Annotated in this window: 25 protein-coding genes and 1 other annotated feature; of the genes, 10 read left to right on the top strand and 15 right to left on the bottom strand. The window is 52.7% G+C overall.

The genetic code is table 11. From position 1 onward, the window contains the following. Window positions 1–203: 203 nt before the first annotated feature. The 3 genes from clpB to rluD all read right to left on the bottom strand — a co-directional run bounded on the left by clpB (window position 204) and on the right by rluD (window position 4,609). Window positions 204–2,777, bottom strand: coding sequence for an ATP-dependent chaperone ClpB (gene clpB, locus IBT47_RS26120; protein ID WP_200564075.1), 2,574 nt, complete (start codon window positions 2,775–2,777; stop codon window positions 204–206). A gap of 126 nt (window positions 2,778–2,903) precedes the next feature. Further along, window positions 2,904–3,632, bottom strand: a complete 729-nt coding sequence (gene yfiH / locus IBT47_RS26115; RefSeq protein WP_200564073.1) for a purine nucleoside phosphorylase YfiH — start codon at window positions 3,630–3,632, stop codon at window positions 2,904–2,906. Then, a complete protein-coding gene (rluD, locus tag IBT47_RS26110; RefSeq protein WP_105593997.1) occupies window positions 3,632–4,609 on the bottom strand; it encodes a 23S rRNA pseudouridine(1911/1915/1917) synthase RluD in 978 nt (325 codons plus the stop codon). Before rluD ends, yfiH begins: the two co-directional genes overlap by 1 nt. 130 nt (window positions 4,610–4,739) lie before the next feature. On the opposite strand from rluD, the gene bamD reads away from it, so the two are divergent. The 6 genes from bamD (at window position 4,740) to IBT47_RS26080 (ending at window position 9,364) form a co-directional block, all read left to right on the top strand. Beyond that, window positions 4,740–5,471, top strand: coding sequence for an outer membrane protein assembly factor BamD (gene bamD, locus IBT47_RS26105; RefSeq protein WP_200564071.1), 732 nt, complete (start codon window positions 4,740–4,742; stop codon window positions 5,469–5,471). A gap of 267 nt (window positions 5,472–5,738) precedes the next feature. Then, complete coding sequence (raiA, locus tag IBT47_RS26100; protein WP_105593995.1) at window positions 5,739–6,071, top strand: ribosome-associated translation inhibitor RaiA; 333 nt, start codon at window positions 5,739–5,741, stop codon at window positions 6,069–6,071. Window positions 6,072–6,174: 103 nt separating this feature from the next. Beyond that, window positions 6,175–6,301, top strand: a sequence feature (Phe leader region). Further along, window positions 6,176–6,223: a pheA operon leader peptide PheL gene (gene pheL / locus IBT47_RS26095; protein ID WP_105594002.1), complete on the top strand. Its 48-nt coding sequence runs from the start codon at window positions 6,176–6,178 to the stop codon at window positions 6,221–6,223. Its footprint overlaps the feature before it by 48 nt. A 23-nt stretch (window positions 6,302–6,324) precedes the next feature. Further along, on the top strand, window positions 6,325–7,485 hold the full coding sequence (pheA, locus tag IBT47_RS26090; protein WP_105593994.1) for a bifunctional chorismate mutase/prephenate dehydratase: 1,161 nt from the start codon (window positions 6,325–6,327) through the stop codon (window positions 7,483–7,485). Window positions 7,486–7,595: 110 nt separating this feature from the next. Next, window positions 7,596–8,645, top strand: a complete 1,050-nt coding sequence (locus IBT47_RS26085; RefSeq protein ID WP_200564069.1) for an ABC transporter substrate-binding protein — start codon at window positions 7,596–7,598, stop codon at window positions 8,643–8,645. After that, a complete protein-coding gene (locus tag IBT47_RS26080) occupies window positions 8,645–9,364 on the top strand; it encodes a substrate-binding domain-containing protein (protein WP_234472122.1) in 720 nt (239 codons plus the stop codon). Before IBT47_RS26085 ends, IBT47_RS26080 begins: the two co-directional genes overlap by 1 nt. Before the next feature lie 121 nt (window positions 9,365–9,485). Here IBT47_RS26080 and tyrA read toward each other — a convergent pair whose 3' ends face one another. Both tyrA and IBT47_RS26070 read right to left on the bottom strand, forming a co-directional pair. Then, window positions 9,486–10,607 (bottom strand): bifunctional chorismate mutase/prephenate dehydrogenase, encoded by a 1,122-nt coding sequence (gene tyrA / locus IBT47_RS26075; RefSeq protein WP_200548004.1) that lies wholly within the window; start codon window positions 10,605–10,607, stop codon window positions 9,486–9,488. Between the two features lie 15 nt (window positions 10,608–10,622). Then, window positions 10,623–11,693, bottom strand: coding sequence for a 3-deoxy-7-phosphoheptulonate synthase (locus tag IBT47_RS26070; protein WP_200564067.1), 1,071 nt, complete (start codon window positions 11,691–11,693; stop codon window positions 10,623–10,625). Between the two features lie 332 nt (window positions 11,694–12,025). On the opposite strand from IBT47_RS26070, the gene IBT47_RS26065 reads away from it, so the two are divergent. Together IBT47_RS26065 and IBT47_RS26060 are read left to right on the top strand one after the other, a co-directional pair. Further along, window positions 12,026–12,571, top strand: coding sequence for a GNAT family N-acetyltransferase (locus IBT47_RS26065; RefSeq protein WP_200564065.1), 546 nt, complete (start codon window positions 12,026–12,028; stop codon window positions 12,569–12,571). Window positions 12,572–12,618: 47 nt separating this feature from the next. Next, window positions 12,619–13,317, top strand: coding sequence for a CTP synthase (locus tag IBT47_RS26060; protein WP_200564063.1), 699 nt, complete (start codon window positions 12,619–12,621; stop codon window positions 13,315–13,317). Between the two features lie 127 nt (window positions 13,318–13,444). Here the strand turns inward: IBT47_RS26060 and IBT47_RS26055 are convergent, their stop codons facing one another. The 6 genes from IBT47_RS26055 to ffh all read right to left on the bottom strand — a co-directional run bounded on the left by IBT47_RS26055 (window position 13,445) and on the right by ffh (window position 18,070). After that, complete coding sequence (locus tag IBT47_RS26055) at window positions 13,445–14,368, bottom strand: DMT family transporter (protein WP_200564061.1); 924 nt, start codon at window positions 14,366–14,368, stop codon at window positions 13,445–13,447. A 185-nt stretch (window positions 14,369–14,553) separates the two neighbouring features. Next, window positions 14,554–14,904 (bottom strand): 50S ribosomal protein L19, encoded by a 351-nt coding sequence (gene rplS / locus IBT47_RS26050; protein WP_105593986.1) that lies wholly within the window; start codon window positions 14,902–14,904, stop codon window positions 14,554–14,556. Window positions 14,905–14,953: 49 nt separating this feature from the next. Continuing rightward, window positions 14,954–15,724 (bottom strand): tRNA (guanosine(37)-N1)-methyltransferase TrmD, encoded by a 771-nt coding sequence (gene trmD / locus IBT47_RS26045; protein WP_105593985.1) that lies wholly within the window; start codon window positions 15,722–15,724, stop codon window positions 14,954–14,956. Window positions 15,725–15,759: 35 nt separating this feature from the next. After that, the gene (gene rimM, locus IBT47_RS26040) at window positions 15,760–16,305 is read right to left on the bottom strand and encodes a ribosome maturation factor RimM (protein ID WP_105593984.1); all 546 of its coding nucleotides are present in this window, start codon (window positions 16,303–16,305) and stop codon (window positions 15,760–15,762) included. 18 nt (window positions 16,306–16,323) lie between these two features. Continuing rightward, window positions 16,324–16,572: a 30S ribosomal protein S16 gene (gene rpsP, locus IBT47_RS26035; RefSeq protein WP_105593983.1), complete on the bottom strand. Its 249-nt coding sequence runs from the start codon at window positions 16,570–16,572 to the stop codon at window positions 16,324–16,326. Window positions 16,573–16,708: 136 nt separating this feature from the next. Beyond that, window positions 16,709–18,070 (bottom strand): signal recognition particle protein, encoded by a 1,362-nt coding sequence (gene ffh, locus IBT47_RS26030; protein ID WP_105593982.1) that lies wholly within the window; start codon window positions 18,068–18,070, stop codon window positions 16,709–16,711. A 166-nt stretch (window positions 18,071–18,236) separates the two neighbouring features. Between ffh and IBT47_RS26025 the strand changes: the two genes are divergently transcribed. After that, a complete protein-coding gene (locus IBT47_RS26025; RefSeq protein ID WP_105593981.1) occupies window positions 18,237–19,028 on the top strand; it encodes an inner membrane protein YpjD in 792 nt (263 codons plus the stop codon). A 22-nt stretch (window positions 19,029–19,050) separates the two neighbouring features. Beyond that, entirely contained in the window at window positions 19,051–20,337 is a 1,287-nt protein-coding gene (locus IBT47_RS26020; protein WP_200564059.1) for an HlyC/CorC family transporter, read from the top strand. A 70-nt stretch (window positions 20,338–20,407) separates the two neighbouring features. Here IBT47_RS26020 and luxS read toward each other — a convergent pair whose 3' ends face one another. The 4 genes from luxS to yqaB all read right to left on the bottom strand — a co-directional run bounded on the left by luxS (window position 20,408) and on the right by yqaB (window position 23,701). Next, on the bottom strand, window positions 20,408–20,923 hold the full coding sequence (gene luxS, locus IBT47_RS26015) for an S-ribosylhomocysteine lyase (protein ID WP_200564057.1): 516 nt from the start codon (window positions 20,921–20,923) through the stop codon (window positions 20,408–20,410). Between the two features lie 154 nt (window positions 20,924–21,077). Beyond that, entirely contained in the window at window positions 21,078–22,637 is a 1,560-nt protein-coding gene (gene gshA, locus IBT47_RS26010; protein WP_200564055.1) for a glutamate--cysteine ligase, read from the bottom strand. A 72-nt stretch (window positions 22,638–22,709) separates the two neighbouring features. Beyond that, on the bottom strand, window positions 22,710–23,138 hold the full coding sequence (locus IBT47_RS26005) for a YqaA family protein (protein WP_105593977.1): 429 nt from the start codon (window positions 23,136–23,138) through the stop codon (window positions 22,710–22,712). Further along, window positions 23,135–23,701 carry a fructose-1-phosphate/6-phosphogluconate phosphatase gene (gene yqaB / locus IBT47_RS26000; protein ID WP_105593976.1) on the bottom strand — a complete coding sequence of 189 codons (567 nt, stop codon included), beginning with the start codon at window positions 23,699–23,701 and terminating at the stop codon, window positions 23,135–23,137. The genes IBT47_RS26005 and yqaB overlap by 4 nt, the downstream gene beginning before the upstream one ends. Between the last annotated feature and the right edge of the window lie 332 nt (window positions 23,702–24,033).

The following is a 24,033-nucleotide window of genomic DNA, read 5'->3' as shown; positions in this document are numbered from 1 at the left end:
TCAGTGGAGGCGCAGTATAGGGATTTTCTGGCGGCTGACAAGGGCTAATTTCAAAAAAATGTTCACATGCTTAGTTTTCACCCAAATCTGCGTTAAAAGCCTCATTTTTGCCGATTTAATAAACAAAAATGGGCCCGAAGGCCCATTTTAATAACGACATGGTCAGAAAACCCCATTCAGGAACTTACCTGACACCGTGCACTTTACTGATGCGCAACGATAACGCCATCCTGCAGATCCATTTCTATTGTCTTGCCCGGTACCAAAGCGCCGGAAAGAATCTGCTGTGCCAGCGGGTTTTCAATCTGCTGCTGGATAGCGCGTTTCAGCGGTCGCGCACCGTAGACCGGATCATAACCATTCTCACCGAGCTGCTGCAGAGCGGCATCGGAAATATGCAGTTCATAACCCCGCTCTTCCAGGCGCTGATACAAACGCTGCAGCTGGATACGGGCAATAGAAGCAATATGTTTCTCGCCCAGCGGGTGGAACACCACCAGCTCGTCAATACGGTTAATGAATTCCGGACGGAAGCTGTGGCTGACCACAGACATGACCAACTCTTTCATTTCACCGTAGCTCAGCGCACCGAACCGCTCCTGGATCAGATCGGAACCCAGGTTAGAGGTCATGATCACCACCGTATTGCGGAAATCAACCGTTCTGCCCTGTCCATCGGTCAGGCGCCCATCATCCAGGACCTGAAGAAGGATGTTGAAGACATCCGGGTGCGCTTTCTCAACTTCATCCAGCAGAATAACTGAGTAAGGACGACGACGTACCGCTTCGGTCAGGTATCCACCTTCTTCATAACCGACATATCCAGGAGGTGCCCCCACCAGACGCGACACCGAGTGTTTCTCCATAAACTCGGACATATCGATACGCACCATCGCATCGTCGCTGTCGAACATAAAGTTAGCCAGCGCTTTACACAGTTCGGTTTTACCCACCCCGGTCGGGCCGAGGAACAGGAACGAGCCAATTGGACGATTCGGATCGGCCAGGCCAGCACGGCTACGGCGAATGGCGTTCGATACGGCTTCCACCGCTTCATTCTGCCCAATCACCCGCGTATGCAGTTCCTGCTCCATGCGCAACAGCTTGTCACGTTCGCCTTCCATCATGCGGGCCACAGGAATACCGGTCCAGCGCGCCAGCACGTCGGCAATTTCAACATCCGTCACGCGGTTACGCAGCAGGCGCATCGTTTTACCTTCCGCCTGGGTCGCCGCCGCCAGCTGTTTTTCCAGTTCCGGAATTTTACCGTACTGCAATTCAGACATCTGGCCCAGATCACCCTGTCGGCGCGCTTGTTCCATATTCAGCCTTGCCTGCTCCAGCTCGGCTTTAATGTGCTGAGTTCCGGACAGAGAGGCTTTCTCCGCCTTCCACTCCTCTTCCAGCTCTGAGTAATCACGCTCTTTCTGCGAAAGCTCGCTTTCCAGCATCTCCAGACGTTTGATACTGGCATCGTCAGATTCTTTCTTCAGCGCCTGCTGTTCCAGCTTCAGCTGAATGATACGACGCTCCAGGCGATCGAGCGCTTCCGGCTTGGAGTCGATCTGCATACGGATACTGGAAGCCGCTTCATCGATCAGATCGATAGCTTTGTCCGGCAGCTGGCGGTCGGCGATATAGCGATGGGACAGCGTCGCCGCCGCAACGATGGCCGGGTCGGTAATCTGTACATGGTGATGCAACTCATAGCGCTCTTTCAGGCCGCGCAAGATAGCAATGGTATCTTCCACGCTTGGCTCGGCTACGAACACCTTCTGGAAACGACGTTCCAGCGCGGCATCTTTTTCAATGTACTGGCGATATTCGTCCAGCGTTGTCGCGCCAACGCAGTGCAGCTCGCCGCGCGCCAGCGCAGGCTTCAGCATATTACCGGCATCCATTGCGCCGTCGGCTTTACCGGCACCGACCATGGTGTGCAGTTCGTCGATAAACAGAATGACGTTGCCTTCCTGTTTCGATAAATCGTTCAGCACGCCTTTCAGGCGCTCTTCAAATTCACCGCGGTATTTAGCCCCGGCCACCAGCGCCCCCATATCAAGCGCCAGCACGCGGCGGCCTTTCAGCCCTTCCGGTACTTCGCCGTTAATGATGCGCTGTGCCAGACCTTCAACGATGGCCGTTTTACCTACACCGGGCTCACCGATCAGTACCGGGTTATTTTTGGTACGACGCTGCAGTACCTGAATGGTACGGCGAATCTCTTCATCGCGGCCGATAACCGGATCAAGTTTGCCTTTCTCGGCGCGTTCGGTCAGGTCGATGGTGTATTTACTTAATGCCTGGCGTTGATCTTCCGCCCCTTGATCGTTCACGTTCTCTCCTCCTCGCATCTGGTCAATCGCTTTCGTCAGCTTGTCATTGGTGACACCGGCCGATTTCAGTAAGTCGGCCAGTGAACCACGGGAGTCGAGTGCTGCCAGAACAAATAATTCTGATGAAATGAAGTTGTCGGCGCGCTTTTGCGCCAGCTTGTCACACAGGTTCAGTACGCGGACCAAGTCAGCAGAAGGCTGAACATCGCCATCGGTACCTTCAACCTGCGGTAAGCGACTGAGTGCCTGTTCAATACCGCTACGTAAAGAGGCAACGTCTACGCCAGCCGTGGTCAGTAAAGGACGTACGGAACCACCTTCCTGATTAAGCAGTGCGCTCATCAAGTGCAGAGGTTCGATAAATTGATTATCTCGGCCGAGGGCCAGGGATTGGGCGTCAGCCAGTGCCAGCTGAAATTTGTTAGTAAGACGATCCAGACGCATAATTTCCCCCATTCAGGTCAAATTGCTACTGGAGATTAAATGAGGTCATGCCTCAAATTTTTCAAGGTAATGACCTGAACATTTCGGAGAAAAAAACATCAATCCGGACCGTCTTATGGCGCTAGGTTATATCAGCCAGATGAAACTTGCCATACGCCCGGTGACGCCATCGCGTCGGAAGGAGAAAAATTGTTCTTCCTGCGTATAGGTGCAATCGCCGCCACCCCTGATACACCGCACTCCGGCAGCGTTTAAACGCTGTGTTGCCAGCATCCAGAGATCGGCATAAAATTTTTCACCAACAGCACAAAAAGCCGAGTTGGCAGCAGGATCGACGGCACAAAAGGCGTCTTTCACCTCTGGCCCAACTTCAAATGCGTTCGGCCCGATAGCCGGCCCGAGCCAGACGGTGATCTCTTCTGCTGGAGCGGAAAAAGCGTCAAGTGTTGCTTCGAGCACCCCAGAACACAATCCGCGCCAGCCAGCGTGAGCAGCAGCAATTTCCTCGCCGTCCGCCGAACAAAATAATACCGGCAAACAGTCCGCGGTCATCACCGCACAAACAACCCCAGGCTCCCGAGTGTAGACGGCATCTGCCCGCAGTGAAGCCGGAGGCTGGCCATCCAGCCGCAGTACATCCGTGCCGTGTACCTGCTCCAGCCAGACCGGCATCGAAGGCAGATTACATGCCTCTACCAGACGTTGACGATTAGCCTGCACGTTCTGCGGATCGTCACCAACGTGAGCCCCCAGGTTTAGACTGCTCCATGGGGCATCGCTGATGCCGCCGCTGCGCGTGCTGCTGCACGCGCGAACGTTGGCGGGAAGTGACCAGTCGGAAATAACGGGCTTCATTACCAGTCCATCTGATCTTTAAATTCTTCGGTATCCGCCTTCAGAGCATTGATCAGATCGACCATGTCCTGCGGCAGCGGCGCGTGCCACTCCATCTCGATGCCGGTGATCGGATGGTACAGACGCAGCATGGTTGCGTGCAGCGCCTGGCGATCGAAACCGCGCAGCGCGGTAATGAAGGCCTCAGAAGCGCCTTTCGGCGGGCGTGGACGACCACCGTAGAGCGGATCGCCCACCAGCGGATGCGTAATGTGAGACATATGCACGCGGATCTGGTGAGTACGCCCGGTTTCCAGACGCAGACGCAGACGCGTATGGGCACGGAAGTGTTCCATAATACGATAATGCGTCGTTGCCGGTTTACCCATCGGGTGTACCGCCATATGCGTGCGCTTGGTTGAGTGACGGCTAATCGGCTCATCAACGGTACCGCCAGCGGTCATGCGACCAATCGCGACGGCTTCATACTCGCGGGTAATTTCACGCCGCTGAAGGGAATCCACAAGATGCGTCTGCGCCGGAACGGTTTTAGCGACAACCATCAGGCCGGTAGTATCTTTATCCAGACGATGGACGATACCCGCGCGCGGCACATCGGCAATGGCCGGGAAATGGTGCAGCAATGCGTTCAGCACGGTGCCATCGGGGTTGCCTGCCCCCGGATGAACAACCAGGTCGCGCGGTTTATTGATCACCAGGATGTCATCATCCTCGTAAACAATATCCAACGGAATGTCCTGTGCTTCCCATCTCGCCTCTTCTTCAATTTCCGCACTGATGATAATTTGCTCACTTCCGAGCACTTTTTCCTTCGGCTTGTCGATTATTTGGCCATTTACGGTGACGCGACGGTCAAGAATCCATTCTTTTATGCGAGAACGTGAATAATCAGGGAACAATTCGGCCAAAGCCTGATCTAAGCGTTGTCCGAGTTGCGATTCGGATACCGTTGCGTTGAGTTTTACTTGTTGTGCCATACACAGCTTCTTCGTTAACGTTGGGTTTTCACGGCGATGCCGTTTAATATAATGTGCTATTGTACCTGGTCACTATCGGGAGCTATACGGACAGCTTCCTGAATAACACTCTGAGGATAATCAAATCGTCATGACGCGTATGAAATATCTGGTGGCTGCAGCCACGTTGAGCCTGGCATTAGCTGGATGTTCCGGCTCCAAGGATGTGGTGCCTGACAGCCCGCCTTCCGAGATTTATGCCACTGCCCAGCAAAAACTGCAGGACGGTAACTTTAAAGGAGCAATAACGCAACTGGAAGCGCTCGATAACCGCTATCCATTCGGCCCTTACTCCCAGCAAGTTCAGCTAGACCTGATCTACGCATACTATAAGAATGCCGATTTGCCGCTGGCCCAGGCTGCCATCGACCGCTTTATGCGCCTCAATCCCACTCATCCAAATATCGACTACGTCATCTATATGCGTGGCCTGACGGATATGGCGTTGGATGACAGTGCGCTGCAGGGATTCTTTGGTATTGACCGTTCAGACCGCGATCCAACTCATGCGCGTGATGCTTTCAAAGACTTCTCGCAGTTACTGCGCGGCTACCCTAACAGTCAGTATGCGACCGATGCACGTAAGCGCCTGGTGTTCCTGAAAGATCGCCTGGCGAAATACGAATTATCCGTGGCTGAATTCTACACTAAACGCGGTGCTTATGTCGCTGTGGTTAACCGTGTAGAACAAATGCTGAAAGATTATCCGGATACAAAGGCAACACGCACTGCGTTACCGCTGATGGAAAATGCTTATCGTCAGCTGCAGCTTAATGTTGAAGCTGAGCGTGTGGCGAAAATCATCTCAGCGAATCAGGCCTGATTCGCTGATAACAAAAAAGGCAGCGCTAAGCTGCCTTTTTTACGCCTGAAAAATGCTATTCCGGCAAATTCCCGCTGTAGTGATCCTATCAACAATGCCATTGAAAAAGGCCGTCGACAAGCGTGCTGAACGTATTTATTTACCGGACTCACACTTTTATCCTTCCTGACAAAAAGTGACAATAAAATGTGATCTAAATCACGCATTTTACCGTTTTTAGCGTTATGCTGGATTCACCAAGACGGAAATGACAGAGAGGTAAGCACTATGGTTCTGAACATTACCAGCAAACAAATGGAAATTACTCCGGCTATCCGCCAGCATGTCGAAGACCGTCTCTCTAAGCTCGAAAAATGGCAAACTCATCTGATTAATCCGCACATTGTTCTTTCGAAGGAGCCGAAAGAGTTCGTTGCCGATGCCAACATCAATACGCCTAACGGCCCGTTGGTTGCCACCGCCAAACATGAAGATATGTACACGGCTATCAACGAGCTGATTAACAAACTCGAGCGCCAGCTGAACAAAGTTCAGCACAAAGGTGAAGCGCGACGCGCCACCGCCAGCGTCAAAGATCTCAGCCCGATCGACGAAGAATAAATGACTCATCCCGAATAACGCGCCTGCGGGCGCGTTTTTTATTGACAGAATGAAATTACAGCGGTTACTTTAACCCTCCAGACCGCTACTGAAAATTGAGCAAAATGAAATTTATCCCGTTTTTCTTCGCATTCTTTTTTACCTTCCCCTGACTGGGAGGCAATTCGTCGTGTAAGAATGAATGCGAAGACGAACAATAAAGCCTCCCGACAAAGGGAGGCTTTTTTTTTAGCGACATCTGACAGGTAGCGATATGAACTCCGAGAATCCTTTGCTGGCCCTGCGTGGTAAAATCAGCGCGCTGGATGAAGAACTACTGCAACTGCTGGCTCAGCGCCGTGCGCTGGCAATCGACGTTGCCACAGCTAAAATGGCGACGCATCGTCCCATCCGTGACATCGATCGCGAACGCGATTTGCTTGAGCACCTGATTACACTGGGCAAAGCGCATAAACTGGATGCTCACTACATCACCCGCCTGTTTCAGCTGATTATTGAAGATTCCGTGCTGACCCAGCAGGCGCTGCTGCAAAAGCATCTGAATAACACGAACGCACAGTCTGCCCGTATCGCTTTCCTTGGTCCAAAAGGTTCCTATTCGCATCTGGCCTCGCGCCACTATGCGGCGCGCCATTTTGATAATTTCATTGAGAGTGGCTGCCTGAAATTTCACGATATTTTTAACCAGGTTGAGACCGGACAGGCGGATTACGCCGTTCTGCCTATCGAGAACACCACATCCGGCTCCATTACCGATGTCTACGATCTGCTGCAGCAAACCAGTCTGTCGATCGTCGGTGAAATCACTCTGCCTATCGACCACTGCGTTCTGGTTTCCGGCAGCACCGATCTCCAGCAGATTGAAACCGTTTACAGCCACCCTCAGCCTTTCCAGCAGTGCAGCCAGTTTATCCACCGCTATCCGCACTGGAAAATTGAGTACACCGAAAGCACCGCCGCCGCGATGGAAAAGGTCGCTGCGATGAATTCTCCGAAGGTCGCCGCACTGGGCAGTGAAGCCGGGGGCGATCTGTACGGTCTGCAGGTTCTGGAAAGAAATCTCGCCAACCAGCGGCAGAATATCACCCGCTTTATCGTACTGGCCCGCAAACCGGTGGATGTTTCAATGCAGGTTCCGGCTAAAACCACGCTGATTATGGCAACAGGACAGCAGGCAGGCGCACTGGTTGAGGCGTTGCTGGTACTGCGCCAGCATAATCTGACCATGAGCAAGCTGGAGTCTCGTCCGATTAACGGTAATCCGTGGGAAGAGATGTTTTATATCGATTTCCAGGGCAACTTGCGTTCTGAAGACGTTCAGCAGGCGCTACGCGAGCTGGCCCCGATTACCCGCTCGCTGAAGGTACTGGGCTGCTACCCCAGCGAAAACGTCGTGGCGGTAGAGCCGCTCTGACGAATACAGGTGGCCTGCCGTGCGGGCCACCGATTTCCTGCCACAGAATCATTTCCCCCAGACTCCTGACGCTATATTATTAGGTATATAGCGAAATTCAGGAAATCTTCATGCGTCAAATTCTCCGCTCCTTTGTCTTACTGGTGCTGCTTGCCTCCGTCCCCGGTTTCTCTTATGCAGATCGTATCGTTACCGATCAGCTTGGTCGGCAGGTCACCATTCCCGATCGCGTTGATCGGGTCGTCGTGCTACAGCATCAGACTCTGAACCTGCTGGTTCAGCTGGATGCCACAAACAAGATGGTCGGAATACTCGCCAACTGGCGACAGCAGCTTGGTGACAGCTATGCTCGCCTGGTGCCTGAGTTAACCAAAGTACCGATGCTTGGCGATCTGACCCATGTCGATCTGGAAAAGCTGGTTGCCCTGCATCCACAAGTGGTATTTGTCACCAACTACGCACCGCAGGAGATGATCGACCAGATCCAACAGCTGGGTATTGCCGTGATTGCCATCTCGCTGCGGGCGGATGATAAACAGCAGAGCCATCTCAATCCCGATTTGCAGAATGAGGAACAGGCTTACAATCAGGGTTTGAAAGACGGTATCCGTTTAATCGGCGCGGTGGTGAACCATCAGCAGCAGGCCGAGGCGCTGATTAAAGCCACTTTTAGCCTGCGCCAGCAAACTGCCGACCGCCTTAAGGACATTCCCGCCGACCAGCGTATCCGCGTGTATATGGCGAACCCCGACCTGACAACCTACGGTTCCGGTAAGTACACCGGACTGATGATGAACCATGCCGGCGCGATGAACGTCGCTGCCGCAACGGTAAAAGGCTACAAGCAGGTTTCTATGGAGCAGATACTGGCCTGGAAGCCTCAGGTCATCTTTGTCCAGGACCGTTACCCGCAGGTGGTGGATGAGATATATCAGCAACCGGTCTGGCAGGCTTTAGATGCGGTAAAAAATCATCGCGTCTATCTGATGCCAGAATATGCCAAAGCCTGGGGGTATCCGATGCCTGAAGCGATGGCGCTGGGTGAACTGTGGATGGCGAAAAAGCTTTATCCCGAAAAATTCAAGGATATTGACATGCAGCAGCAGGCCGAAAGCTGGTATCAGCGTTTTTATCGCACTGACTATCGCGGCAGCAACTGATGAAACCGCTGCGCGTACTGGCCGCCGGTAGCCTGCGTCCCGTCTGGTCAGCCATCACTGAACGCTTTCAGAGCTATTATTCGTCAGGCATGGAGACACAGTTCGGCCCGGCGGGTCTGCTTCGGCAGCGCATTGAACAGGGGGAACCCTGCGATCTGTTTGCCTCCGCCAATATGGCACACCCGCTGGCGCTTCAGCAGTCAGGCCGGGCACAGCAGGTTGCCGCCTTTTGCCAGAACTCGCTGTGCCTTAACGTACGCCGCGAGCTTGGCGATCTGACCTGGCTGGAGCTGTTAAAGGATCCGACACTGCGAGTGGCAACATCAACGATTGGCAGCGATCCCTGCGGTGACTATACATGGCAGATGTTTGACCGTCTGACGGCGTGGGACAGCCTGCTCGGCCAGGATCTAAAGCAGCGAGCCAGAATGGTCGTTGGAGGTGAGCACTCCCCGGCAATTCCACCGGGCATGCAGGCGGCTGCGTGGATTATCGAGTCAGGGCTGGCCGATATTTTTGTCGGCTATAGTAGCTATAGCCACCGGCGAGAGCACAATAACCAAATCGCGACAGTCAGCATTCCTCAGGAGTGGCAGCCTTCGGCAATCTACGGTTTTGCGGTTTGTGATGTAGCGGCACAATCTCTGGCTGATTTTTTACTGTCGGAAGAGGCTCGGGAGATTTTGCATCAGCACGGTTTTGGCGCCGCGAAGCCTTAAGCATAATGGACCAGGTAAATTCGGCACCGAGCAATAAAAAAGGACAGCCCGAAAGTGACTTACGCTCACTCTGGGTGTGCGCAGTTAACTAGCGGCTGCCCTTCTCAATCACTACAGCAAATTATGCACGGCTGTCATTTGCCTGGCGCAGCAGCGTCCGGCTCTCGGCCTGGAAGCGCTTAGCGTAGTCGCCAAACCAGTGCTCTACCCGGCGGAAGCTGTCGATAAACGCCTGCTTATCACCGTGTTCCAGCAGCTTAATCGCCTCACCAAACCGCGTGTAGTAACGCTTAATCAGCGCCAGGTTACTTTCCGAAGACATGATGATGTCCGCGTAAAGCTGCGGGTCCTGCGCGAACAGACGGCCGACCATCGCCAGCTCAAGCCGGTAGATCGGTGAAGAGAGTGCCAGCAGCTGTTCCAGCTGCACGTTCTCTTCTGCCAGATGTAAACCATAGGCAAACGTCGCAAAGTGGCGCAGCGCCTGAATAAACGCCATATTCTGATCGTGTTCGACCGCGCTGATGCGGTGAAGCCGCGCCCCCCAGACCTGAATCTGCTCCAGGAACCACTGATAGGCTTCCGGCTGACGACCGTCGCACCATACCACCACCTGTTTCGCCAGACTGCCGCTGTCAGGGCCAAACATCGGGTGCAGGCCCAGTACCGGCCCACCGTGAGCGGCCAGCATTGCCTGCAAAGGTTTATTTTTCACCGATGCCAGGTCGACCAGAATACAGTCCTGCGGCAGCGGCGGCAGCTCAGCGATCACCTGTTCGGTCAGGTGAATAGGCACGCTGATAATCACCATTCCGGCATCCGCCAGCATCGCTTCCGCCTGATGGTGCTCCTCTTTATCGAGGATCTTCACCTGATAACCGGAAAGGGTCAGCATTTTTTCAAACAGCCGCCCCATCTGACCTTTACCACCAACGATCACCACCGGGCGCAGTTCAGGATTCAGTGTTTTGAAGCCTTTATCATTTTCACTGGTATAGGATTCACGCATGACCCGACGCAGCACGTCTTCGATCAGATCCGGCGGTACACCGAGCAGCTCGGCCTCTTTGCGGCGCGAAGCCAGCATGGTGGCCTCGCGTTCCGGTACATAGATCGGTAATCCGTAGCGGCTTTTCACTTCCCCCACTTCCGCTACCAGCTCCAGCCGTTTAGCCAGTAAATCCAGTAGTGCTTTATCTACTTCATCAATTTGATCGCGCAGTGCGGTCAGTTCAGCCACCATAACTCGTTAATCCTCTTACTGCAGACGTGCCGCCAGTACGCCGTTGAGATCCTGATGAATTTCACGCAGCAGGCTTTCAGTCGTTTCCCAATTGATACAGGCATCGGTGACCGAAACGCCGTAGCGCATTTCGCTGCGCGGCTGCTCGGAAGACTGATTGCCTTCATTGAGGTGACTTTCCAGCATCAAACCGATAATCGAACGGTTACCGTCTTTGATCTGTGCCACTGCAGATTCAGCGACGCCCGACTGGCGGCGGAAATCTTTATTAGAATTGCCGTGACTGCAATCTATCATCAAGGATGGGCGGAGTCCCGCCTGCTGCATCTCTTTTTCACACTGAGCGACATCTTCCGGACCGTAGTTTGGCTTTTTACCACCGCGCAGGATCACGTGCCCGTCCGGGTTACCCTGAGTTTGTAGCAGGCAGACCTGGCCTGCCTGGTTAATGCCGACAAAGCGGTGCGGCATCGCAGCGGCACGCATGGCGTTAATCGCGGTACCCAGACTGCCATCGGTGCCGTTTTTGAACCCAACAGGCATCGACAGCCCGGATGCCATTTCACGGTGGGTTTGTGACTCGGTGGTACGCGCACCGATGGCGGACCAGCTGAACAGGTCGCCGAGGTACTGTGGACTGTTCGGGTCCAGCGCTTCGGTCGCCAGCGGCAGCCCCATCTCAACCAGATTCAACAGAAGCTGACGCGCAATATGCAGGCCCCCTTCCATATCAAAGGTGTTATCCATGTGCGGATCGTTAATCAGGCCTTTCCAGCCAACGGTGGTACGTGGCTTTTCAAAGTAAACGCGCATCACAATGTACAGCTGATCTCCAACCTGATCGGCCAGAGTTTTGAGATGACGAGCGTATTCCAGCGCTGCATCCGTATCGTGAATTGAACAAGGCCCGCACACCACCAGCAGGCGGTGATCTTTACCATTAATGATGTCGGAAATGGTCTGGCGCGAAGCTGCAATCTGCTGTTCCAGCGCGCTGTTAAGCGGGAAACGTTTTTTCAGTTCCTCTGGAGTAATCAGAACCTGTTCGTCAGCGATATGAATATTGTTCAGCGCATCTTTTTGCATGATCGTAATCCTGGGCAATTCGATTAATAGGGATCCTCAGTGAGGTTGAAAAGAACTGTACCACAATAAGTACATTACTCAACCCCGAAACGTACAGTTTTATTACCACAAATAAAAACACAAGCACCACGCAACAATCAAAGCAATTAATATCAATAAGTTAAACATAAAAAACAAAATGGAATGACAACCCCACGTGTAAATATAAATGTACACATTGGTATTTGATAAAAAAACCTTTCTTTTCCGTCACCTGCCACCAGGCCTCCCCTCTGCTGTGATACTGTTAATACCAACCATCAATTATTTAGGCAAACTGTCGGGAGAAATGAATGGATTTTATCATGCGGGCGTTTGAGGACGCTGACGCAGCCCCCTTCGCGCAGGCCGTGAATCAGTCACTGGATACCCTGCTGCCGTGGATGACATGGGCACATAAGAATTACACGGAAGATGAGGCCCGACTCTGGTTTCACCTGACTCACCTGCAGCGCCAGCAGGGTACAGCCAACGAAATGGGCCTGTTCGCTGCCGATGGTCGCCTGCTAGGCGGTGCCGGTTTGCGTTACAGCAGCAACCCTCTGATCCCCACCTCGATTGGCTATTGGGTTCACAGTAATGAACAACGACAGGGGATTGCCAGTGAGGCAGTTCGCCGTCTGGTAGCCAGTGCCTTCAGTCAGCCGGACATTGATGTGGTTGAAATCCTCGTTGCGGAGAGAAATATCGCCAGCCGCTCCGTCGCGGAAAAAGTGGGCGCAAAAATTATCGCTATTCGCTACGGGCTGATCGTACTGGACAACGGTCCGGTCAGCACGGTTATCTATCATCTGCACCGCCCTTCATCAGATGAAAGTGAAGATGGCATTGCCAGATAATCCCGTCTCATATAGCATTCTGTTTTACCTGCACAGGATAATTTGCAATGACGTCTCACGTTCGCTTAGCGCTTATTGGCGATTACCGCGCTGATGCGGTTGCCCATCAGGCCATTCCTCTGGCGGTGGACCTTGCCGCACAGTCCCTGAATCTCGATGTTACTGCCGAATGGCTCCCTACTCCTGAACTTACCGATGCATCAGTGCTGGCCAAATATGATGCCGTCTGGCTGGTCCCCGGCAGTCCCTATCTGAATGATGCAGGTGCGTTTATGGCAATCCGCCATGCGCGCGAAAACAACCTGCCGTTTCTCGGCTCCTGCGGCGGATTTCAGTACACGGTTGTTGAATATGCCCGCAATGTATTGGGCTGGGAAGATGCGGGACACGCTGAAACCGACACCGGCGGGCGCCTGGTCATTGCACCATTAAGCTGTTCACTGGTAGAGAAAACGGGAACTATCGTCATTCAGCCCGAAACGCGCCTGGCCACACTGTACGGTAAAAACGAGATAGAGGAAGGCTACCACTGCAATTATGGCGTTAACCCTGATTTTGTCAGCGAACTCGACGGCCGCTCACTGCGTATCAGTGCCCACGATCTTGACGGCGATGTCCGCGCTATCGAACTGCCTGAGCACAAATTTTTTATGGCAACGCTGTTCCAGTCGGAACGAGCCGCCCTGCGTAATGAACTGTCGCCGATGGTAGTTGAGCTTCTGCGCGTGGCCAGCCAGCGCGCGTAAATAGCAACGGGGCCGAGAAAGCATCAGGCCCCGTTATTCTCGTCATTGCGACCAGTCTGACTTTTCGCGCTAAGCTCAACCTGGCTTCCTGTACTGAACCCAGCCTGATTCTCATACTGAATTCAACCTAACTTTCCGTACTCAGCGAAGCCACGATCCGTCGATTACGCCGCTCAAAATACATCGAGATCATCCCCCCCGATACCACCAGCCCGGCTCCTATTAGCGTTGCCGTCTCCGGCATATTTCCCCAGAAGAGAAAACCAATCATCGCCGACCAGACCAGCGTGGTGTAATCAAACGGCGCCAGCAGTGAAGCATCCGCATAACGCAGGCTCAACGTCAGCAAAATTTGCGTAATGCCTCCCAGCAGTCCGCAACTGATTAATAACACCAGCTGTCGGGGATTCGGTATCGTCCAGCCAAACCACAGTGTAGTCAGCGAGGTCAGCGTGGTCATCACGGCGAACCAGAATGCAATAGCTCCCGGCTTTTCAATGCCGTTCAGATAGCGGATTTGAATCGATGCGCCGGCAATACATACCGCAGCCGCTAATGCGAGGATGATTCCCAGAGAGGAGGTCCAGCTTACAGAAGTTAAGGCACCTTCACGATTAAAGAAAAGGTGGCCTGACAGCATAACCAATATACCGGCGAATCCAGCAGCCACCGCTATCCAGCGATGAAATTTTACTTTTTCCCGCAGAATAAGCGCCGCCATCACCACGGTAATCAGCGGTGCGGCATAGTTAATCGCCGTCACGTCAACGAGGGAAATATAGATCAGCGAAAGGTAACTAAAATAAAGCCCGCCGGTGCCGGCAAGACCACGGACAAAGTGCCCGCGAACGTTCTTTGTCATGATGCCATCAAGGATACTGCCTTGGCTCCATAGCCAGATAAATAGTGGGATCAGCGCGATAAACGATCGAAAGAAAATCACCTCACCGACGGGGATAGTACCGTCCAGATCTTTAACACAGGCCATCATCAGCGTTGAACTCAGCGCTGCGGCGATTTTCATCGAAATACCCGTCGAAGGGCTACTCATATCAGGAAAGGTTCCGGCTGTGGGGTATCAATCAAACATACTCGTTACGCTGTTTAAAAAAGCTTTTAAATCAGCGGATAACGGCATTATATTTTTTATTTGCGTATTTGTCGGCAGAGAATTTTTCATAAAAAAAGGGGCTAGCATACGCTAACCCCTTTTCACTATTAACTATCAGATGTCGCTTAAGCGCCCAGACGTTCTTTGATACGTGCAGACTTACCAGTACGCTCACGCAGGTAGTACAGTTTAGCTTTACGCACAGCACCGCGACGTTTCACGGTAATGCTGTCAACAACTGGGGAGTGAGTCTGGAATACACGCTCAACACCTTCGCCGTTGGAAATTTTGCGAACAGTGAATGCAGAGTGCAGACCGCGGTTACGAATAGCGATAACCACGCCCTCGAATGCCTGCAGACGCTTTTTAGCACCTTCAACGACCCATACTTTCACTTCCACGGAATCACCCGGACGGAATGAAGGTACGTCCTGTTTCAGCTGTTCTTGTTCAAGTTGCTTGATAATGTTGCTCATAATTAAATCTCTTATCCTGGGTAAACTGATAGTTAAGGCGAACCCGGCATTATGCCTGTCCAGCCGTCTCATCGTTTTGTTGCCTGGCGTGTTCCCGTTGGAACTCGGCCAGCAACTTTGCTTGCTCTACAGTCAGAGCCAGGTTTTCCAGAAGTTCAGGTCTTCTAAGCCAGGTACGGCCCAGCGACTGTTTCAGGCGCCACCGGCGAATATCAGCATGGTTGCCCGACAGCAGAACTGGCGGAACTTCCATCCCTTCTAACACTTCAGGTCGGGTGTAGTGTGGGCAGTCCAGCAAACCGTCAGAAAACGAATCTTCTTCCGCAGACGCCTGTTTCCCCAGCACTCCCGGAATAAACCGGGAAACCGAGTCAATCAGCGTCATCGCTGGCAGCTCGCCACCGCTGAGTACGTAATCCCCAATCGACCATTCTTCATCGATCTCGGTTTTGATTACGCGCTCATCAATCCCTTCATAACGACCACAGACCAGAATTAACTTCTGATTGGTCGCCAGCTCGCAAACACCATCTTGATCGAGTTTGCGGCCCTGGGGTGAAAGATAAATCACCTTAACGCCTTCCCCTGCCGCCGCTTTTGCTGCGTGAATGGCATCCCGCAAGGGTTGTACCATCATTAGCATTCCGGGACCGCCGCCGTATGGACGTTCGTCCACGGTACGATGACGATCGTGAGCGAAATCACGAGGACTCCAGCTCTGAATGCTGAGCAGGCCATTTTTTACTGCCCGGCCAGTTACTCCGTAATCGGTAACTGCGCGAAACATTTCAGGAAACAGGCTGATTATGCCAATCCACATACTTTGCGCCGGAGTATTACCGTTTTGTTCGGAGTTCAAAAACCAGGATCCCAATCTACTTCGATCGAACGAGTAGTGAGATCGACATTCTTGATAACCTGTTCATCGAGGAACGGGATTAACCGTTCCTGCACACCAAATGCATCTTTCAGGTTTGCCTTCACGACCATAACGTCGTTTGAGCCGGTTTCCATCATATCGATGACTTTACCCAGCTCGTAGCCTTCAGTGGTGACGACCTGGCAGCCCATAAGGTCTTTCCAGTAGTATTCACCATTATCAAGCTCCGGCAGTTGCTCCGAGTCCACGACAATTTCGCAATTAGTCAGCAGACCTGCAGCATCACGATCGTCAATGCCTTTGACTTTGATGATCATGTCCTGATTGTGGCGCTTCCAGCCTTCCAGCTCGACATGCTGCCACCGACCCGCCCGCTGGATAAACCACGGCTGATAGTCGAAAATGCTTTCGGCGTCTTCGGTGGAGGAAAACACTTTGAGCCAACCACGGATACCGTAGGCCGAGCCCATCTTTCCCAGAATTAACGGGTTAGCGGGAGGCTGGTTGTGTTGCTTGCTCATGTTGACCACCGTGACAGATTAAGCTGCTTTCTTTGCTTCTTTGACCAGCGCACCAACGCGGTCGGACAGAGTTGCGCCCTGGCCAACCCAGTGCTCAATGCGGTCCAGATCAAGACGCAGTGCTTCAGCCTGACCAGATGCGATCGGGTTGAAGAAACCAACGCGCTCAATGAAACGACCATTGCGAGCATTACGGCTGTCAGTGACGACTACCTGGTAGAATGGACGCTTTTTAGCGCCGTGACGTGCCAAACGAATTGTTACCATAACATCCTCTTTAGTTAATAAAACAACCGGGCCCCATTGAGGGAACGGGGCCCGGGTGCAATATAAAAAGCCCGAAAATTTTACTCATTTTGGCGAAAAAAGCAACCTAATTCGCCTGAGCCCTTTTCCGGCTTGATTAACGGCCTGGGAAGCCAGGCGGCATCATACCTTTCATGCCGCGCATCATCTTCGCCATGCCACCTTTTTTCATCTTTTTCATCATGCGTTGCATGTCGTCAAACTGCTTCAGTAAGCGGTTAACGTCCTGCACCTGCATACCCGAACCGGTAGCAATACGACGCTTGCGGGAGCCTTTAATAATCTCAGGTTTTTCGCGCTCTTTACGCGTCATTGAGTTAATCATGGCTTCCATACGCACCAGAACTTTATCGTCCATTTGCGATTTAACGTTGTCCGGCAGCTGACCCATACCCGGCAGTTTGCCCATCAGGCTGGCCATGCCGCCCATGTTACGCATCTGCTTTAGCTGATCGAGGAAGTCGTTCAGGTCGAAACCGTCGCCCTTCTTCAGCTTGCTGGCCAGTTTTTCAGCCTGCGCACGGTCAACTTTGCTTTCGATATCTTCGATCAGCGACAGCATGTCGCCCATGCCGAGGATACGTGACGCAATACGCTCAGGATAGAATGGCTCAAGGGCTTCGGTTTTCTCACCGACACCCATAAATTTGATTGGCTTGCCGGTAATATGACGAATCGACAGGGCCGCACCACCGCGCGCATCACCGTCAACTTTGGTCAGTACCACACCGGTCAGCGGCAGCGCTTCGTTAAACGCTTTTGCCGTATTGGCGGCATCCTGGCCGGTCATGGCATCAACCACAAACAGCGTTTCAACCGGGTTAATCGCGGCGTGGACCTGTTTGATCTCGTCCATCATCGCTTCATCAACGTGAAGTCGACCGGCGGTATCCACCAGCAGCACGTCGTAGAATTTCAGCTTCGCCTGTTGCAGGGCGTTCTTAACAATATCAACCGGCTTCTGGCTCAGATCGGACGGACAAAAATCAACGCCAACCTGCTCTGCCAGAGTTTCCAACTGTTTGATCGCCGCCGGGCGATAGACGTCAGCAGAAACAACCAACACCTTTTTCTTGTGTTTTTCACGCAGGAACTTACCGAGTTTACCGACGCTGGTGGTTTTACCCGCCCCCTGCAAACCGGCCATCAACACGACAGCTGGCGGCTGGGCAGCCAGGTTCAGAGTGTTGTTCTCCTCCCCCATAGCAGCAACCAGCTCATTTTTAACGATCTTGACGAATTCCTGGCCCGGGGTCAGGCTTTTGTTCACTTCATGACCGACGGCGCTTTCTTTTACGCGGCTGATAAATTCGCGTACCACTGGCAGCGCAACGTCTGCTTCCAACAGCGCCATGCGCACTTCGCGTAGCGTGTCTTTAATATTGTCTTCTGTCAGCCGTCCACGGCCACTGATGTTGCGCAGGGTCTGCGACAATCTATCGGATAAATTAGTAAACATCGTCTCTCGCTTAACGTAATGAGAGGCCGCCAGGGCGACACAATTGGCCGGATTATAACACACTGATCCAGGGATCTCAGCCATATGCGATGAGATCGTTTGGAGCCTGCTGCCGCTGGCGCTATACTGACTTTTTTCACAGTCCTGGCCGGTACTAACACTTAATATGTCCGTATTTGCGATTCTGGCACTACTCGCCTATTCATGTAGCCTTGCACTGATTGTTCCCAGCCTGCTGCGTAAAAACAGCAGTTGGCGCAGGCTGGCCGTTTTGTCTGCCGTCGTCGCGCTGGTGTTTCACGCCGTTGCATTGCAGCAGCGAATCTTTTCCCTCGACGGGGGGCAGAATCTCAGCCTGCTGAATATTGGCTCACTGGTCAGTCTGCTGATCTGCTCGATCATGACTATTGTCGCCTCGCGCAACCGCGGCTGGATTCTGCTGCCGATTGTTTACAGCTTTGCCCTGATCAACCTGGCGTTTGCAACCTTCGTTCCTAATGCGTTTATCACCCATCTGGAAACCACGCCGGGGATGATGGTGCATATAGGCCTGGCGCTGTTTGCCTACGCTACGCTGATCATTGCCGCGCTTTATGCGCTTCAACTGGCCTGGATTGACTGGCTGTTGAAAACCAAGAGGCTGGCATTTACCACGGATATTCCTCCGCTAATGACCATCGAGCGGAAAATGTTTCATATCACCCAGATTGGTGTGGTGCTGTTGACGCTGGTGCTCTGCACCGGCCTGTTCTTTCTGCCGGATCTTTTCAGCCGCGAAAACATTGATAAGGCCGTGCTGTCGTTCCTTGCCTGGTTCCTCTATATCGTCCTGCTTTGGGGTCATTATCATGAGGGCTGGCGCGGGCGTCGCGTTGTCTGGTTCAACTGCGGCGGCGCGTTTCTTTTGACGATGGCCTACTTCGGCAGCCGTATGCTGCAGCACTTTTTAACGTCCTGATCGACCACAACAAGGATCTCCCTTGGAACACGTTTCCACCACGACTCTGATCGTGACGCTGATTATCATGATTCTGGTATCCGCGTACTTTTCCGGCTCCGAAACCGGCATGATGACGCTGAATCGCTATAAACTGCGTCATCAGGCCAAAAACGGAGACCGCGCCGCGCGCAGAGTTGAGAAATTACTCCGCCGCCCGGACCGCCTGATAAGCCTTGTGCTGATTGGCAACAATCTGGTGAATATTCTGGCTTCTGCGCTCGGCACCATCGTCGGCATGCGCCTCTACGGTGATGCCGGTGTGGCGATTGCTACCGGTATCCTTACCTTCCTCGTACTGGTCTTCGCGGAAGTGCTACCGAAAACCATCGCCGCGCTCTATCCCGAAAAAGTGGCTTTCCCCAGCAGCTTCCTGCTTGGCCCCCTGCAGATCGTGATGATGCCGCTGGTGTGGCTGCTGAATACCATCACCCGCCTGCTGATGCGCATGGTGGGAATGAAAAGCGATGGCTCGCTCAATTCCGCACTGAGTAAAGAAGAGCTGCGCACCATCGTTTATGAGTCACGCACGCTAATGTCGCATCGTAACCAGGATATGCTGCTGTCGGTGCTCGACCTCGATAAGGTCAACGTGGATGACATCATGGTGCCGCGGAACGAAATTGTCGGCATTAACATCAACGATGACTGGAAATCAATTGTGCGGCAGCTGGCCCATTCTCCGCATGGCCGCATCGTTCTTTATCGTGACTCACTGGACGATACCATCAGTATGCTGCGCGTGCGGGAAGCCTATCGCCTGATGACGGAAAAAAAGGAATTTACCAAAGAGGTAATGCTACGGGCTGCGGACGAAATCTACTACGTACCTGAAGGAACACCGCTGAACATGCAGCTGGTGAAATTTCAGCGCAACAAAGAAAAAGTTGGGCTGGTGGTTGATGAGTACGGCGACATCAAAGGACTGGTCACTATTGAGGATATTCTGGAAGAGATCGTCGGCGATTTTACTACCTCAATGTCCCCTTCTCTGGCGGAAGAAGTGGTGCCACAGAATGATGGCTCCGTGCTGATTGAAGGAAGTGCTAACGTACGAGAACTCAATAAGGCCTTTAACTGGACGCTCCCGGAGGAAGGCGCGCGTACCGTAAACGGCATGATTCTGGAAGAACTTCAGGATATTCCGCAGCCAGGTGCCACAATACACATTGGCCGATACGCGGTGGATATTCTGGACGTGCAGGAAAATATGATTAAACAGGTGCGGGTGACGCCTCAGAAGCCACTGAAAGAGTCTGTCAGTTCGTAAATCGATCTGACTTCCCGGCAGCAGTGAACAGATAACAGGGCAATCGGTGAATCCGATCGCCCAGAACCGTTTAGATGTGCAGTTCTTTCAGTTTTTCTTTCGGCAGGGCCAAATCTTCATTACGGTTAATGCGGATGTCATTAGCAATAATGTGACGCGCGATTTCCTGTGCTTCTTCCAGTGAGTGCATCTCACAGGTGCCGCACTGATAGATGTTCAACTCAGGAATATCATTCTGGTTGGCAACCTTGAGAACGTCCTCCATTGCCGCTTTCCACGCCTTCGCCACGCGCTGCTCATCCGGCACACCAATCAGGCTCATATAGAAACCGGTACGGCATCCCATCGGCGAAATATCAACGATTTCTACGCCTTCACCGTTCAGGTGATCGCGCATAAAACCAGCGAACAGGTGCTCCAGAGTATGGATACCGCGCTCAGGCAGGATTTCGATATTCGGTCGGCAGAAACGCAGATCGAAAACGGTGATGGTGTCGCCATGAGGGGTTTTCATGGTCTTAGCTACGCGGACTGCAGGAGCGGCCATGATGGTGTGATCAACGGTAAAGCTATCCAGCAATGGCATATTGTTACCTCAACTAATGAATTTATTTTAGATATGGTGAAACTTTTTCTGTCAGCTCGCGTCTTACTATGTGAAAGACGCGCATTTGTTATCATCATCCCTGACAACAGAGATGTTACTTTGGCCACAGTGATGTGGCCATTTTCTTTTGGCGCTAGCCTTTATCTTTCAGAAACTCTTCCAGACTCAGCGTATCACTTTCTTCTATCTGCTGCTGACTTACCTGCGAGCGGCGTGCTTCTTCAGCAAATTGTTCAGTACTCAACACTTCCAGCGGCTCTTCATTTAGCTGCTGACGATACTGTTCGGCAAGTGCCAGCCCGGTACCGGCGATGCCGTTTTCCTTCAGCGACTGCAGGAAGCGTGCGGAATAGGTCAAATCAGGATCGTCAAATGAGGCTACCAGGCGTTCACACACCTGCTGGTAGTGGTTTTCCCCATTCTGGCCGTCCAGCGTTTCAGCAACGCGCTGCAGATCACGGAACAGTGCCTTGCCCACATCAACCAGTGGTTGCTCGGTGTCCCCACAGCCCATGCCAATAGTTTGGCCGGGCTTACGGCCTTCAAGGATCACTCGATTCCAGTTTTTACGCGTGCAGAGCAATTCGTCGCTGTTCATGTCCGGTGCTTCAGCCAGCGTACACCAGATCAGGAACAGATCCAGGAAACGCACCTGGTTAGCATCAACCCCAATGGCTGAGAACGGGTTAATATCCAGTGAGCGAACTTCAATGTATTCAATACCGCCACGCAGCAGCGCGTCTGAAGGTGCTTCGCCGGAACGCGTCACGCGCTTTGGTCTGATTGGCGCATATAGCTCATTTTCAATCTGTAGCACATTCGTATTCAGCTGCAGCCAGTCACCGTTGGCGTCTTTCACGCCCATCGCTGCAAATTCAGCGGATGGTGTTTTAATGGCCGCCTTCAGCGCTTTGATATAGCCAGGCAGGTCGTTAAAGGTAATACCAAGGTTGCTCTGCGATTTATTGGTATAGCCAAGATCGCTCAGGCGCAGAGAGGTGGCATACGGGAGTGACAGCATCCCCTGCTCGCTGCGGTCGAACGGCAGATTGCTTTCCTTGCCCTGCAGGAAGGAAGAGCAGATAGCCGGTGACGCGCCGAACAGATAAGGAATAATCCAGCCAAAGCGATAGTAGTTGCGGATCAGGCGCAGGTAGCCGTCTGAAATCGCGTCTTTACCACTTTCTGCATCTTCCACTCCAGCCCAAGCCTGCCAGAAAGAGAGCGGCAGCGAGAAGTTATAATGTACGCCGGAAATCACCTGCATCAGCGCCCCGTAGCGATTTTTCAATCCCTGCCGGTACAGCGTCTTCATGCGGCCAATGTTCGAACTGCCGTACTGCGCCAGCTCAATGTCCTGGCCCGGTTCAATGATGCACGGCATGCTCATCGGCCACATCCGCTCTTCACCCAGCTCGCGGGAGGTATGACGATGAATATCACGCAGGAATGCCAGTAGATGATCAATATCCTGATCGACCGGCGTGATAAATTCTAACAGTGCTTCCGCAAAATCGGTGGTGATCCACTTGTGCGTCAGCGTGGAGCCCAGTGAAGATGGGTGCCGGGTTGTAGCCAGATGCCCATCGGGCCTGACACGCAGCGTTTCGCGTTCAATACCGCGACCAATTCCTTTAAGTGCGCCAGGGTGGGCTTCCAGCCACGCAAGTGCCTGTGATACGTCCGGGATCAAATTGACCTCCCGCTCAGAGAAAATTTATTATTGTTAAGCATAATGTTAACCGTAGCATCATCTAATAGCGAATCAATGCCACCATTCCATGCCCTGTAAAGTTGCGGCAGCTAGCGCTATATATCGCAAAGTTTTGCCGACGGCGAGAAAAAAAACCATCGGCAGCCAGGCGAAACGCAGCCAGCCAGCAATAACGCACAGCAGGTCACCGATCACCGGTAACCAGCTAAATATCAGCGCAGCAGGCCCTAAACGATGTAACCATGCCATCGCTGTTGTATGCCATCGCCCCTGTTCTTTTAGCGGCAGCAGGCGACCAATCAGAATGTTTGTCAGCCCCCCGAGGGTATTACCTATGGCGGCAATCAACACCAGATTCACTGTGGAAGCTTTACCGGCCAGCAACAGACCTACCAGCATCGCCTCTGAGCTGCCGGGCAACAGCGTAGCACTCAGAAAACTGCTGGCAAACATCGAACCGTATGTCAGCCACTCAGTCACAGCAGACGGACATCAACGGCATCCATACCCGCGGCACGCGCAGCCTGCAAACCAAAGTCCGCATCTTCAAATACTACGCAGCGCGCAGGCGGTACGCCTATCAGTTCAGCGCAGCGGATAAATGTATCAGGCTCTGGTTTATGGCGTTTAACATCATCTGCTCCGACAATCGCCGAGAAATAATCACGGAGCCCCAGATGCTGCAATAGCGCAACCGCCATAGCATGTTCGCTACCGGTCCCTACTGCCATCGGGCGTCGTCCCTTATAGGCTTTCACCACCTCGATGAGCGGAAGCGGTTTCACCACATCGAACAGTATGCTTTTAAATAAAGAGGTCTTTTCCGCTGCAAGGCGGTGAGGATCGAGATCGCTCTGATGCTGTTCAACGATAAATTCGGCAATACGCCACGTCGGAGAACCATTAAGGCCAATCAATGCCTTTTCATCAAAAGCCATCCCATGCTGAGCCAGCACCTGGCGCCAGGCCTGGCGGTGCGTGGGTTCAGTATCGAGGATGGTGCCATCCATATCGAAGATCAAGCCGTCGTAAGCGTCGTACATTCTCTTAACCACCCTGATAAAGGAACGATTACTTTAGCGTAAAGCTGTATGAATGTCGCTGTCAGCGTGGATCAGCAAATGCCTTGAAAGTCATAGGGATTTCTAGCAGTAAATTTATGATGAGAAAACGAATTAAAATGCAAGATAACAGCGGGTAACTGGCTAAAGACCAAAAGACACCGAATAGTCGAACAAAAGATGAAAATAGCGCATCGGGAACATGGTGTCACAATCAGAGACGACATGACGAGCAAGACTGGGAAAAGTAGAAATCAGGAGAGATGGTGCATCCAGGAGGATTCGAACCTCCGACCGCTCGGTTCGTAGCCGAG

The sequence above is a fragment of the Erwinia sp. S43 genome (assembly GCF_016624745.1).
GTDB classification, from domain to species: Bacteria; Pseudomonadota; Gammaproteobacteria; order Enterobacterales; family Enterobacteriaceae; genus Erwinia; species Erwinia coffeiphila.
This window is presented reverse-complemented; position numbering and strand designations above follow the sequence as displayed.